The sequence below is a fragment of the Enterococcus sp. DIV0436a genome, from assembly GCF_051711605.1.
GTDB lineage: Bacteria > Bacillota > Bacilli > Lactobacillales > Enterococcaceae > Enterococcus_B > Enterococcus_B faecium.
The window spans coordinates 794,038-808,012 of sequence record NZ_JBIONA010000001.1 but is presented as its reverse complement, the minus strand read 5'-3'; the positions used below and the strand labels follow the sequence as shown (position 1 = coordinate 808,012).

The 13,975-nt window shown below is 35.2% G+C and carries 15 protein-coding genes and 1 pseudogene; 1 reads left to right on the top strand and 15 read right to left on the bottom strand.

Going from position 1 to position 13,975, the window contains the following annotated elements:
- Positions 1-3 precede the first annotated feature (3 nt).
- Entirely contained in the window at positions 4-885 is an 882-nt protein-coding gene (gene narA, locus IGL15_RS03860) for an ionophore ABC transporter ATP-binding subunit NarA (protein ID WP_074626908.1), read from the bottom strand.
- A 311-nt stretch (positions 886-1,196) separates the two neighbouring features.
- Here narA and IGL15_RS03855 point away from each other — a divergent pair, with 311 nt between their 5' ends.
- A complete protein-coding gene (locus IGL15_RS03855; RefSeq protein ID WP_002326773.1) occupies positions 1,197-1,793 on the top strand; it encodes a TetR/AcrR family transcriptional regulator in 597 nt (198 codons plus the stop codon).
- 84 nt (positions 1,794-1,877) lie between these two features.
- Here the strand turns inward: IGL15_RS03855 and IGL15_RS03850 are convergent, their stop codons facing one another.
- The 14 genes and pseudogenes from IGL15_RS03850 to lnu(B) form a co-directional block, all read right to left on the bottom strand.
- Positions 1,878-2,366 (bottom strand): molecular chaperone DnaJ, encoded by a 489-nt coding sequence (locus tag IGL15_RS03850; RefSeq protein WP_074603863.1) that lies wholly within the window; start codon positions 2,364-2,366, stop codon positions 1,878-1,880.
- A 130-nt stretch (positions 2,367-2,496) separates the two neighbouring features.
- Positions 2,497-3,360 carry a zeta toxin family protein gene (locus tag IGL15_RS03845; RefSeq protein WP_104765522.1) on the bottom strand — a complete coding sequence of 288 codons (864 nt, stop codon included), beginning with the start codon at positions 3,358-3,360 and terminating at the stop codon, positions 2,497-2,499.
- A 1-nt stretch (position 3,361) separates the two neighbouring features.
- A complete protein-coding gene (locus IGL15_RS03840) occupies positions 3,362-3,634 on the bottom strand; it encodes an antitoxin (protein WP_005237730.1) in 273 nt (90 codons plus the stop codon).
- Between the two features lie 16 nt (positions 3,635-3,650).
- Positions 3,651-3,866 (bottom strand): peptide-binding protein, encoded by a 216-nt coding sequence (locus IGL15_RS03835; protein ID WP_001835296.1) that lies wholly within the window; start codon positions 3,864-3,866, stop codon positions 3,651-3,653.
- Between the two features lie 91 nt (positions 3,867-3,957).
- On the bottom strand, positions 3,958-4,854 hold the full coding sequence (locus IGL15_RS03830; RefSeq protein ID WP_002387620.1) for a ParA family protein: 897 nt from the start codon (positions 4,852-4,854) through the stop codon (positions 3,958-3,960).
- 102 nt (positions 4,855-4,956) lie between these two features.
- Positions 4,957-6,483: a type IA DNA topoisomerase gene (locus IGL15_RS03825; protein WP_226061412.1), complete on the bottom strand. Its 1,527-nt coding sequence runs from the start codon at positions 6,481-6,483 to the stop codon at positions 4,957-4,959.
- Positions 6,484-6,634: 151 nt separating this feature from the next.
- Positions 6,635-7,954: an IS1380-like element ISSsu5 family transposase gene (locus IGL15_RS03820; RefSeq protein WP_002338419.1), complete on the bottom strand. Its 1,320-nt coding sequence runs from the start codon at positions 7,952-7,954 to the stop codon at positions 6,635-6,637.
- A gap of 227 nt (positions 7,955-8,181) precedes the next feature.
- Complete coding sequence (locus IGL15_RS03815; protein WP_002294507.1) at positions 8,182-8,709, bottom strand: phosphoribosyltransferase family protein; 528 nt, start codon at positions 8,707-8,709, stop codon at positions 8,182-8,184.
- A gap of 43 nt (positions 8,710-8,752) precedes the next feature.
- Entirely contained in the window at positions 8,753-9,616 is an 864-nt protein-coding gene (locus tag IGL15_RS03810; RefSeq protein WP_002294505.1) for an aminoglycoside nucleotidyltransferase ANT(6)-Ia, read from the bottom strand.
- A 32-nt stretch (positions 9,617-9,648) separates the two neighbouring features.
- Complete coding sequence (locus IGL15_RS03805; RefSeq protein ID WP_000662263.1) at positions 9,649-10,383, bottom strand: class I SAM-dependent methyltransferase; 735 nt, start codon at positions 10,381-10,383, stop codon at positions 9,649-9,651.
- Positions 10,364-11,233, bottom strand: a complete 870-nt coding sequence (locus IGL15_RS03800) for a nucleotidyltransferase domain-containing protein (RefSeq protein WP_002303392.1) — start codon at positions 11,231-11,233, stop codon at positions 10,364-10,366. The genes IGL15_RS03805 and IGL15_RS03800 overlap by 20 nt, the downstream gene beginning before the upstream one ends.
- A gap of 14 nt (positions 11,234-11,247) precedes the next feature.
- Positions 11,248-11,472: a helix-turn-helix domain-containing protein gene (locus IGL15_RS03795; protein ID WP_002303393.1), complete on the bottom strand. Its 225-nt coding sequence runs from the start codon at positions 11,470-11,472 to the stop codon at positions 11,248-11,250.
- A gap of 142 nt (positions 11,473-11,614) precedes the next feature.
- Positions 11,615-12,343: pseudogene (locus IGL15_RS03790) on the bottom strand (recombinase zinc beta ribbon domain-containing protein); the annotation flags it as partial.
- Positions 12,344-13,123: 780 nt separating this feature from the next.
- Positions 13,124-13,927, bottom strand: a complete 804-nt coding sequence (gene lnu(B) / locus IGL15_RS03785; protein WP_002294514.1) for a lincosamide nucleotidyltransferase Lnu(B) — start codon at positions 13,925-13,927, stop codon at positions 13,124-13,126.
- Positions 13,928-13,975: the final 48 nt, after the last annotated feature.

Below are 13,975 nucleotides of genomic sequence, written 5' to 3'. Positions count from 1 at the left end.
CAATCAGCCTTCGTAGTGACGCATGAATAAATCTTCAAGCGTTGGCGGTACAGATTCGATTTTTGTCACACCTAATTTGGTTGCCTCGGTCAGAATCGTATTTATCGCTTCATTGTCAGCAGAAAAAGTCGCTTTGCCGTCTTTTTGAACAAAATCATGCACGCCAGAGAGCGTCGCAAGTTTCTCAATATCGCCTTTTGTCACCAATGTAACTGTTGAGCGAGTCAAATGACGCAATTCATCTAATGTACCTGTTTCAACTACTTCTCCACGTCGAATGATTGCTACTTTATCTGCTAATCGTTCAACTTCACTTAAAATATGTGAAGATAATAGAATCGCTTTGCCATCATTTTTGATTTTTTCTACTTCTTCTTGGAATACTGCTTCCATCAATGGATCTAGTCCTGAAGTCGGTTCATCTAAAATATACAGATCAGATTCAACTGAAAGTGCAGCAATCAAACCGACTTTTTGACGATTTCCTTTAGAGTAACCTTTGGCTTTTTTCTTTGGATCAAGTTCAAATCGTTTGATTAAATAATCGCGCTTTGCTTTGCTCCCGCCGCCATGAAGTTTGATAAATAGATCAATGATCTCTCCACCAGTCAGGCTGCCCCAAAGAGCAACATCTCCAGGAACATACGAAATTCGTTTATGGATTTCTAGACTATCTTTCCAAACATCTTTTCCGAATATTTGGACATCTCCTTCGTCTCGGTTGATGATTCCTAGCAGTGTACGGATCGTCGTTGACTTTCCTGCTCCATTTGGTCCGATAAAACCAACAACTTCACCGGCGTTTACTGTGAATGAGACATCTTTCAACGCCTGTAATTTACCAAATTTTTTTTGCAAGCCTTGTACTTTTACAATTTCTGTCATGGTACATAACTCCTTTTTCTTTTGACATGATTTTATAACGAGCTTTCCATTCTGAACAAAACGCACCTTTTTTATGAACTAATACAATATGTATCGTTCATAAAATACCCTTTTATACTTTGTTTCAAACCAAAACTCTTTTACAACTCCAATAATATTCTTTTTTATTTTAACAGTCAATAAAAATAATTTTAAATTTAAACCTGCAATTCCATTGTTAGTTCGTATTCTTTCCTATATAATATATACGAAGTTAGTTTTAAACTACAATAAACAAAAAGTTCTTTTTTTATAGAAAGTAGGCATTTTTAATGGATGGTTTTGAACGAAGAACAGAAGAAAAAAAGAAAAAAGTTTTACGAGCTGCTTTTGATCTGATGAATACAGATACGGGAATCGAGAATTTAACGATCGATGCTGTGGCCAAAAAGGCCAATGTAGGAAAAACTTCTATTTTTAAATATTTTGGCAGCAAAGAAAAGCTCATTCATGAAGTCTTTATCCGGTCAATGGATGAAATGGGGGAAAAAGCTAAAAAAATCATGGAGAAAAATGCATCATTTGAAGAAACCTTGATCGCCATGAGTCAAAATAAAATCGATTACCTCGAAAAAATCAATAAACAATTTTACTTAGATTTAATGAGCTATTACACTAAAAAAGAAGACAGCGGCTTTACCCGAATGATGGAAGCTTATACAAAGCAAAGTTTTGGCATTATGTTGGATCTATTCCATCGCGGGCGTAAAGAAGGAAAAGTCGATTTAAAATATTCAGATGAATTTTTGATGTTGTATTTTCAAGCCATGATCGAAGGCATCTCTAATCCGCAGATTTATGAGAAAATCCTGCCTTATACAGCGGAATGGACTGAGCTGTTGGTAAAAGGAATCGCTCCGAGACAATAGTTTTACGAACAACAAAAGAAGAAATACTCGCCGAATCCACAAAAAAATAAAATGTATGCATACAAATCAGAATCGATTCATCTGCTAGGTGTATTTGAGATACATATTCACAACTAAAATGTGATGCAATTGTCTCAGAGACAGCCGCTTCTCACAGATTGATCGTAGTCGGCTTCTTTTTTTGTAATCTTTAGGGGCTTTATACCAAGCATATTTTTTAGGTGAATATCGGAATTCTAGGGCTTTTATATCTTCTTTATATGGTTTTGTATTACCTGTTAGCCATATAAATGTTCCTACTACTTCGATTGCTACGCCGTCCATTTTTAGATTGAACAATTTATTAATAATATCCTTAAACTGTTCGGGTGTTTCTGTTGTTTCTTTGGTGTAAGTTTTACCTTCTTTATTCTTATGAGTGTTTTTAAGTTTGCTAAACAGTTCGTCATATTCATTGTTCAAAATTTTCATTTCTTCTTCATTTCCGCCACAATCGGGATGTAACTTAAAAGCTAACTTTTTGTAGGCTTTTTTCAATTCTTCCAATGTTTCAACATTTTTAATGTATTTCATTTTTATCATTCCTTTTCTTTTTGATTTTTGGCTTTTTGACAACCATTTTTGTTAGGCGTTTGAGGAAATGTTTTTATAAAAAAAGAGTAGTTACCGTTTTTTGGTAACTACTCTTTTCCTTTTTTAAGGTTTAAAGTCCTGGAAGTTTAGGTGTTTTGGGTATTGGTGGTGTAGGTGGCTGCAAGCTTTCCAATTTTTGTTGAATTGCTTTAAATTCAGGGGTTTCTTGGTGTTGATTTTGAACCATTTTTTGCTCTATTCTCTCCAAAGTCGGTTGAATTTCTTTCCCTGATACTTTACGATTTAATTCTCTTTCTAAGGTCTCTTTCGGACTAATGGAAGGCGTTTCTAAGCTTGAATAGAGTTTCACTCCTTCTCTATTATAAAGCCTTATATCGCTAAATAAGCCCGTTTTATGAAGGGTTTCTAAATTGGTCGGTAAGTTTTTGACAACAATATCATGCGCTTGTTTTGGTGTTGCCCTGGCTGTCATTGGATCATCTGCATACATAGTTTCATACCGTTCAATTGTTCCTAAATATGAGTTGATTTTAGGTACTGCCATGACATACATTTTTGTTTCATAACCTTTGGCTTGAAGCATTGTTGCAGTTTGAATGGGAACGTCTGTTGTTCGTCCAGTACCTTCAATCACCAAATTATACCCTTGATCGCTCAAACGGCTTATAATCGCTTCTGTCATGCGATTCGAATAAGGGGTAACGTGTTTTACTACGTCTTTTTCATAAAGTTTCACTAATTCATCAAAATTAGGGTGCTGTTGTTTGAAGGTATCATTATCAATGACAACAACATTCCCTTGTGTTTCTTCAAAAATTTCTGATCGCAAACTGGTTTTTCCTGACCCTGGTTGCCCACCAAGTAAAAAAGCGGTTGGCGATTCAACCGCTTTTTTTCCTTGAACCAATTCTTCTAAATTATCATTTAAGCGATTCTCAAACTGTTTGTCAGTAAAATTGACTATATTTGCCATATTAAGCCACTTTCTCTTTATTCAAAACTTGTTTTGAGTAACGATTCATTGACCGCCAATACTCATGAACGGCTTGTAATTCTTCTAAAGAATATTCAAAAAGATTTACACGTTTTGCAAGCTTTAATTGGTTTAATAAATTGACTTCCAATAATTGAGAGTCATTTTTATTTAATTCATGATTCAAAACATAATTTAATACCCGATTATAAACACTTGCCGATAATTCGTTAATGATCTCTATTTCAAATGTTTTTTCATACGTAACTGCCATTTCATTTTCACTCCTTTTAAAGTTTGTCAGGTAAATATTTCCGTATATATTCTTCTAAGGCTTGATCCATAACTTCTTTTACGTTTCCGCCATTCTTTGCTGTTTCGATTTTTATGATATGGTGCAAGTCAGCACGAACACGAACCGTCTTATCTCCCATTATATCTTTTTTTGCACTGATTGGTGTATCATTTCGTTTTGCTTTTTGTGCGCCTAAATTTCCCACAATCACTCACTTCTTTCTATTTCTTCTTATTCTTATTTTATCATCAACAATCACAAATCACAAGTGATTTGTGATTAATCACTTGTGATTTGTGATTCTATTCTTTTTCGTTTTCTAATTGAATAATTCGCTCAAGCATTTCAAAAAATACGTTCTCATACATGGATAAAACTTTTTTGTCATAGCCTTTGTGTTCTGTAATTCCGTTTTTAGACCAGGTACTTACTTTATTACTTCGCTTGATAATATTTTGGAAAACCAAGTTATCTTCTTTATGTTGCTTGTACAGTTCTTCCAGGTTTGATTTTATCGTTGCGCTGTCCGTATCAACTAAATAAGGAACAAAACCGATCATATCTAGTCCAGGGTTAAATTGTTCTTGTAAATCAATCAAATAGGAAATATAGTTTTGAATGTTGTTTGTACTTTCTTCTTCTGCTTGTAAAGGGATCATAACGTAATCACTTGCCACGATTGCATTATTTGTATAAACGCTTGGCGTTGGTACAGTATCAATAATAATGAGATCATAGTCACTTTTTAAAGGTGCTAAAAGAGTAGCAAGCAATCTACTTTCGTTTTCAAACGTCCATGAGCGAGTTAATTTTGGCAGTAACATCAAATCAAACGTGCCAGGAATCAAGTCTAAATTATCAGTCAAATGAATAATAGAAGAAGCCAAGTTTCCATTTTTCAGTCCTTCATAAAAATTGACACGTGGCAATTCTACCTTAAATGTTTTTGCTAAGTCTTTTGTCAATGTTGCTTGTAAGTCCTTATCGATCATTAAAACTTTTAAATTAAATTTGTCTGTCAAGTAAGCAAACATAGTCGATAATTTTGACTTTCCAACACCACCTTTAAAATAATTGTTTAAGATAACAATTGCTTCATTTTTACTGTTTAAAATACGTCTTAATTCTTCAAGTATTTTTAGTTCTTCCTTCTCCATAACTACGCCCCATTCTTTTTTTGTATAGTAATATTGTATCATTAGGAATCACAAATCACAAGTGATTTGTGATTAATCACTTGTGATTTGTGATAAGTGATTTGTGATTAATATATAAAAGCCCTGTTTAAAGGGCTTTTATGTTTATTTTGAGAAAGAGATAAAATCAATATATCCCTTTTCTCCGATTTTTACAACGGCATTGTAGGGCTTTTTCTCTTTGTTTTTGATTCCTTTTACCAGGGTTTCTTTTCCCTCCAGTAATTCTTTTACATTCGTTTTGGTTAGTTTTTTCTTTCTAAAATGTTCAGCTAAAGTAAACTTACATTCAGGATAATTTGAACAACCATAAAACGATTTTTTTAATACAATATTGTTACCACACTTAGGACATTTTCCTACAATACTTTTTTCAGCTTCTTTTTCTTTCTGTACCTGGTAATCAGAAAAATTTAGTTTTTCTATATCGTTAGGTACAGCTTCCAGTAAATGAACGATAAACTTCTTGATATTATTAATAAAGTTTTCTTGATTGCCTTCTCTTTTACCGATTTTTTTTAAATACGTTTCCCATTTAGCCGTCATTTCAGCACTCGTTAAAAGGTGCTGACTTTCAACTGCCTGGCACAATAATTTTCCTTTTTCAGTTACAACAAGCTTATTCTTAATCACTTGGATATATTCTTTTTGTTTTAACGCTTCAATAATACTTGCTCTTGTCGCTTCTGTTCCGATCCCCTCGACTTCTTGTAAAATCTTGATTGCTTCTTCATCATCAACCGTTTTATTAGCGGTTTTCATAGCAGTTAATAATGTACCCTCTGTAAAAGCTTTCGGTGGTTGTGTTTCTTTTTCGGCACTCTTAACGTCAACCTCGGCATGTTCTCCAATGATAACCAAGGGTAACGTTTGAACGTCCTCTTTTTCTTCTTTGGTTTGTTGTTTGAAAAGAATTTTCCAACCTTCTTGTTTTGGTGTCTTTCCGATCGATTGAAACAGCAAATCAGCTACTTTCGTTTGTATCTTGGTTTCTTCATACAAGTAATCAGGTAAAAACATGGCAACGGTCGTTTTAACGACTAAAGCATATATTTTTCGTTGTAAATCGTCCATTTTTGCTAATGCAGATTCGGTAGGTACTTGTTTTGTTGGGATAATGGCGTGGTGTTCCTGTACCTTACTACCGTCCACATAACGCTTTCTAGGCTCTGTTTGAACCATTTCGAGATCAAGTCCTAAAAAACCGCTATATTTGCCAAAATTTGCTTTTAAATAAGCAAATTCGTTCTCTGTAATAAATGGTGTATCTGTTCTTGGATAACTCAATAATTTTGCTTCATACAGTCCTTGCATAGCTTTTAAAGTTTGGCTTGCTGTCGCTTTATAAAGCTGATTGACTTTTGATTGTAAACTACTTAAAGAAAACAAACTCGGACTATTCGTTTTCTTCTCTTTGGTTTGAACATCAGCAATTATCCCCTCTTGATTGCCTATTTTAGCTTGTTTAGAAGAAACAAAGGATAAAAGTTCCTCTTGGCTCTTAAAACGCTGTGTGGGGCTTAGAACGCCCTTAAACGACCCTTGGTTTACTTTTATACTAGCTTCCACCTCGAAAAAACCTGAATAATTCATAGCTCTAAATTTAACCTGTTTTTTTGAACAAATTGCCAATTTTTAAATTAGGCAGATACTTTCTTCCAAAATAATGTGTTTTCGAACAGGATGCCTACGGAAGAAGATCATAATAAAAATTATTTGTCTATTTAAGGGCAGACGAATCCCTTGAAAAAGAATCGGTTAAAAAATTTGTGTGATAACTAGTCTAAATCCATTGTTTGGATCGCCGCAGGCGTTCAAAAACCTTATAAAATTCAGTTTGATACACATGATAACTTGACAGTTTGAGATAGACCTGTCTCCCAGTCTGAACAAGTTTACCGGCTACTTTAAGCAATATCAGCCGGATGGAATGAATCGTCATGCCCTGGTTCACTTTATCAAAACCAATGCTTTTTAAAAAATTAACGAGGTTGTATGCAAGGACACTGATCATCATTCTGACATGATTTTCTAAGAAACGCGGGCTATCTGTTTTATCGAAGTAAAAGCCACCTTTCGCTTCTTTGATGAAATTTTCCATTGTTCCTCGCTTGCCGTAAAGAGAAAATATGACTTCAGGCGAGACATTGTCGGATAGATTAGTCACAATAAACGCATGATGAAATAGCAATTCTCCTCCTTCACGGACGGAGCGTATACAGACACGACGAGGTTTCGACCAGGATTGTGCTTGATAAGGTAGTGAAAAATACTGCACTTCTCGCTCTTCCCATTCTTGATTGTCCCCGTAAAGAACAGAATGTTCAGCTAACTGACTTAACCTCCGATTGCTCTTTAATCGGATAACGTACTGGCTTTCAGTTGCTTCACAAGACTCATACACCTCTGGTGTGGCGAAGCCGCTGTCACCCCGAACCAATATCTCGGTATGAGGTAACGTGCTCTTGTAGTGGTGTAAAAGCGGGTTGATAAAGGCTTTTACCCCTTTAGATGTGTACTGATTGCCTGAACGCAGTTCAGCTTTTAAGAAATCTCCGGTCAGTCCATCAAAGGCAACTAATGGGTGATAGCCGTAGGTTTGATAATGGGCATTATAATCTGTTTGTTCTTGGCGTCCAAAGGTATCCGAATGTGTGGAATCGACATCAATGATTAACTCGGTGTCATTGCGAATTAAACGTGCTTTATCAATCAATGACTGATTTAATGCTTGGAGTTGATCGATGTTCTCCTCGGTGAAACGATCCAGAAACCGTGAGATTGAGGATTGTGATGCCAACTGTTTTTTACCGAGTACAGCTTGAAAGACAGGATCCCGTCTTAATAGATTAGCTGATGAGTCTGCCGAGTAACCAGCAATTAATTGCATAATAAGCTGTTCCAATATCGCTAAGTTATCATGGGTAAAATAAGCCCGATGATCTGTAATATGGAGCCATTGTTTAGCTAAGTGCGAAAAGCCGAAGGTATTCATTAATTCTTTAACCAGGACTAACCCCGAATCACTTGATAGACGACCACCGGTATGTGAAATAGTGATATTTGAATTGAATTTAACTTGATTTTTGTGTAAGCTAGTCATGAGAAGAACTCCTTTCTTATGGTTGGTTTCGTCACCTTTACCATAGCAGAATGGGGTTCTTTTTTCATCACTTAAGGGGTGAAACTAAAAAAGTAATTATCAGACTGCCGTTAGGCAGTTTCAGACGGTTTCAATTAAAAAGTATGAATTATTCAGGGTAAACATCTTTCGTTGTATTGTAAATTAACGCCATCCAAAATTTTGATTCAAGATTTTCTTTCGGTTTATTATATGTTTGAGCCAATATAAGCTACAAAACTGCTGTCTATCCATTTTTGAGTAACCTCATTTATATCAATCCCAATAGTAGCCAACCCAATAATGCTGCAATCCAATTTCTCTAACAAAGCTATTAAAGCCTTCATTTGAGAACCTGTCTCTATCCAATCATCTACAATCAAAACTCTTTTGTTCCTCACAATAGAACTCTTAGATATTTCAAAGCTTTTATCTTGACCTGAATAGTCGGTAAAATGTGTCGAAATAATCTCTTCTTTTGCGTATGGCAGCTTATCACCTTTTCTTACTCCAATAAACCCCACTCCAAGTTCTTTGGCTATGGCAGTGCCTAGTATCCATCCAATTGCTTCTGGGGCAGCCACATAATCTACTTTATTTTGAAAATCCAATGATAGTACTTTTACAATTTTATCAAAAACGGTTTTATGTGTAAAAATAGTTAGTAAATCATATTTTCCAATTGAGTTACGAGGTAATATACCTCTAATTTCATTTATAACATCAGTACTTTCCATACATTTACACCCCTTGCTTATGGTTAATAATCTTTGCTAATCTTTAAAAATAGTCATTTTCAACATATTTTTTATACATGTCCTCGGTATATCTTGTTATGTTCTTACCATACTCTGGATAATCAAACCCCAGTAGTTCTGCTACCTCTTTGGACACTTCCCTGAACAATTGGTGGCATATAAATAATGACTTCCAAATATTTTCATAGGAATCCATGCGATATGTAGATAATAATCTATTCCATAGATCTTCATCAATGTATTTGTTAATATACTTATAATTTTTCCCAACACTTAATGAAAATTCTGTCTTTATCCCAACCTTCCACGACATCATCCTAAGTAGTTCAAACCGTAGAATCTGGTTCAGATGATCGATTGCAAACAGTATCTCTTTGCGGCACAATCCTTTAATAACATAAGGTGTTACATTCCAAAATTCATTGCAGCAATCATCATACTCCCTTGCGCTTGGCTTTCTTACATGATAATCTATATCAGTCGGAACTATGTCCCTTTTAATTCTACAATCTTTATCAATTAGAACCTTTATTAATTTATCGCCCTTTAGGTAATTATCTAACTCTTCCAAGGGCAATAAGGTAAGATCAATTTTATTGTAATCATCAAATAGCATAAGATAGGAAAATCCCTTTTCTTCAGGTGGGAATAATTCCATATCCTCCGGCTTTTGCATCATTATTATATTCCCAAATTGATTAAGCCAGTCATCATTAGATATAAACGGTTCTATATCACTTACAAAATATGTAATATCATAATCCTGAAATTCATCTTTAGGTATATTAATATTTGCGCGTGACCCCTCAAGGGTCACAATTCGAATACGTTCATCCTGTTCTGCTAAAGAAAGTACTAAATCCATCATTTCTTTTTCTGATCTCATTTACATACTCCTCGTTTATTTTTTCTATATTATTACATCTTCTTTTTTGCCGATACAATCAGCATCATTGGGCGTCGCATTTCATCCGCCATCCCCGGAATATCCATCATGTTCTCTGGCGGCTGTGGCTCCACAATCTGATTTATTATAAAACTATTTGAAAGCAGTGTATTTAGATATGTGGTCAGTGTTCTATGATATTTTGTAACCTTTTCTTCCAAAAACATAGCTGTCCGTTTGCCCTCATAATAATAATTGTCCACCGGGAAATGCAGTATTTCTCCTTTTTCGTTATAATACCAGTCTTGTGTTCCATGAGCAGTAAAAACAGGATGTTCAACTGTAAAAACTAAATTGCCACCAGCCTTCAGCATCCTATATATCTTTTTTATTAAATTCTCATAGTCTGCTACATAATGAAACGCAAGCGAACTTAGTATTACATCAAAGCTCTCCTCTGGGAAATCCACATCTTCTATGGCACAGCATTCATATTCAATCTGTGGAAAATGGGTTTTTCCTTTTGCTACTTCGAGCATTTTATGAGAAATATCAACACCTACTACAGAGGAAGCACCGTTTTCCATCGCATATATACAGTGCCATCCATAGCCGCATCCTAAATCAAGCACACGCTTACCCTTAAAATCAGGTAGCATCTTTTTCAAAGTCTCCCATTCTCCCGCACCAGCCAGTCCTTTCTGCGAGCGACTCATTTGACTGTATTTTTGAAAAAATATATTATCATCATATTTGTTTTCTTTCATCTGAACTCTCCTCGTTTAAAAAGTTATTTATCTCCGATACAATTTCATTCACTTCTTTATAAAGTTTCTCGGTCATGTCGTAGCATTCAAAAAGAGAAAGACCGAGTACTTCAAAAATATGATTAACTCTTTCGGCATATTTTTCAGGTTTATATTCAAAAGTTTCAAGCAGTTTTATAGCTTTCTTTTCGTTAATGCAATAAGCATTATTACATGCAAATAGTACTTGATTTAAGCATGAAATAATACGAAAAACATGGCCTGCAATATAATATTTATCCTCTGCCCCCGCATTTGCTTTTACAAACATTAAAGAGAATTCAGCTTCAAATATAAAAAAGTTCATCAAGCTTTTCTTTAGAGCAGTAGGGTAAATTTCTGCCTGCTTTTTTAATTCGCATAAGCTTTCGTTCTTAGCATATAGTATTTTACTAATCGCTAATTCTCCACGATACATAGCACTTATATAACCATGGGGATGCCCGGTCTGATAATTGGCAGTAACAATTCCTTGCTCCGTATCTTTGATTATTTGTTCCACCCGTTTTATATCACGTAATATCAAGTCAACATGACACCCGTTTATAACTAACCATCCACCGCCATTAACCCAATCACCCCACGCTCCGGGAGGTACAACAAGGTTGTTTCTATTCTCATCATCCAACTCTGTAGCAATTTGATTAATCGCTGTCAGGTCAAATGAGTCTGAATTGTAATAGATTCCGATATCTATATCAGAATTTTCTGTATGGGTGCTTCTTGCACGTGAGCCCCCTAATACAATGCCTTCTATAAAAGGCAAAGATGATAATTTCTCTGTTACTATTTGAATAACATTACCTACCATATAAACATCCTCCTTTATTCGTTAGATATTTTTATTTCATCTCCATCTGGTAAAATAAATGCCTGCACAAACTTGACACCTAGCACATCAGCAATGGCCTTCAACTCATCCAAGGTTACTGTTTCTCGTTGTAATTTTTTATTGAAATTCTGTGGAGTCTGGCCAATACGTCTAGCAAGTTCGGAAACACTTATATTCATTTGCTCACACAGTTCTTTAATCATTTCTGCCGTAGTCATACAGCACCTCCAAGTTTATGCTAAGAATAACATAAACCATTTGGTTGATAAATGCAATAGTCATTAAAATATTATTATAATCAGCAATTAAAAGAAAACCCACAACTCTACTTCAGAGTCATGGGCTATTTACTTCTGGTTTTCATATTTCCATTTCGATACCTGGTTTGAAGGCTATGACGAAGTGGTCTTCATAGACCTTAACGTTCTGGATTATCTTCCTTACAAGCTTATCATCATATTCTAAGGTGCGGAATTTGTTCTTGCGGATAAATTCAATCAACTCATTGATGCGCTCGTTCTCGCCACTGAGGGAGGCATCTTCTACTAAAAGAGTCTGACGCTTATCTCGCATCTCATCGATCTCATCTACCAGGTATTCATAATCTTGACCTTTATTGGCCAGCTTGATTAGTTCTTTTTGTTTTTCATCTAGTAGGGTATTAATCTCTGAAATTTGGTATTCTGTGGTTTCTCCAATCACAGCATGAATATTTTCTTCCAGTGTCTTTATCATATTGTTGCCACCAGCAAGTAGCTTATTAATTGCGGTCATTACCGCACCATAGAGTTCATCTTCTTTTACGGTTCGGTTCTTACATACCTCGGGACCCTGCTCGATTCTAGTCACGCATCGCCAGACAAATTCTTTTCTGCCATGAATATTCCAATAGGTTCTCCTATAAATATCGCCACAATATCCACAGAAGGTGATGGCACTTAAAGCGTACTTGCTACTATAAATTCTTTTGTTCTTGCCTTCTCCTGTGTAGATATTACTTCTCCGATAAATTTCTTCTTGAGCCTGCAAAAATAACTCTTTAGAAATAATCGCTTCATGGCTATTTTCAACATAATACTGGGGAAAATGAGAGATTAACTACAGTCTCACTTACTGGCTAGTGACAGTAAGCAGACACACTCAACGTTTAGTACTCAGGCGATTTAGGGATCAAGTCAACAAACACTAAAAACTATTGATTGCATAGGATTTTTAAGCATCTCCTAACAACCCAACATCTAATCTATCACTTCATTTAAGTAGGGTATTTTAGTTTCGCTGTTAAAATCAAGCCTATTTTTATCTGTGGATGTAAATCCTACTAATATCCGATTCTCCACTCCCTTAAGCCATGCAAAGAAATTCTAAACCATATTTGCACCAAAAAGAGATTAACCACTAGCGGATCGAAGAAAAACACCTTGTCTCAGCTACGTCAAAAGATGAAATGTGAGTGACGCTAGATTCGTGCTTCAGCAATTCTAGGATCGAAGCGGTCTCGCAGCCCCTCACACAAGGCGGTTTTCCATAGGATAGCGCGAGATTCAATCACCACTATTTGCCAAAGAGCCCAAAAAACCGCTAGCCAAAAATCGGCTACCGGTTCTAAAAATGATGTTTATCCTTTTCGAGTCTAACAACTCGTCAGGACGAACAATAATTATTTTCTTGTTAACAGACATACTGCTTCCACATGGATTGAGAGGACAGAATGAATGTCATTTGTGTATGTCCGTTCTCGGAAACATATCCACGACACTTTTTGCACTATCGGTAGACGGGAACATATCCATAGGCTTCGCTGTTTTTTGAAAAACTGAGGTATGCTGTTAATTTTCAGTACCCAATACTGTGAATAACGTTACTCTCCTATTCACTAATGTAATTCAACAATCTTTCTAAAATGTCATGTGTAACTTTTAAGTTGTATTGTTCAATAAGGTGACTTTGCAAATCCATAACTAATAGCAAAGAATTTTTATAGGCTTCAAATAATTCTACCTTATCTAATCGAGCAGTGGTCTTTGCAAATTTTTTATAATTTTCAAGGCTAATTTCTTTTTCAAGGTTTTTACTCATGTTTAGCCAATTATCAGCATTTTTTTCTGCCATACGTATAAGTTGTAGTGTATTTTTTTGAAGTTGTGATAAGAGTTCTAATGAACGAGCATATTCTCCTCTTTTTAGAACGTTGATTCCCATCAACCATAGATTAGAGAAATTACACAACAAAAAATTAGCATTTTCTTCAGTAAGTCTATTTGGTCTTGCACCACTTATCTCTGATAAATAATTTTCTAATTGCCCTGTTTCATCGTAAATAAGCATAGCCTTCGTATCAGGAATATAACCTGAATCTTTAAACGAGGGGATTATGTTCATATCTTTTTCAGAAAGGAAATGAAATTCCCCACGTATAAGATTATCAAAAATAACTACCTCTGTTCCGTACTCATTTTTATAAAGCATCAAGTACGGAGCTACGTCAAACAACCAGTTGGATGAATCAAAGTTCGAGGTTATACTATCTTTCAAAAATATATAGAACTCTATATCAGAGTATTGGTCACCTTCTCCTTTGGTAAACGATCCATACATCATACAAGCTGTAATTCGTTCATCTGACTCAGTAAGATTCTTAACGTTTGCAATTAATTCTTTTTGTTTTAACATTTCTTCACCCTTTCATGTAAATATCTTTTAGTTATTGTGGCAACTCAA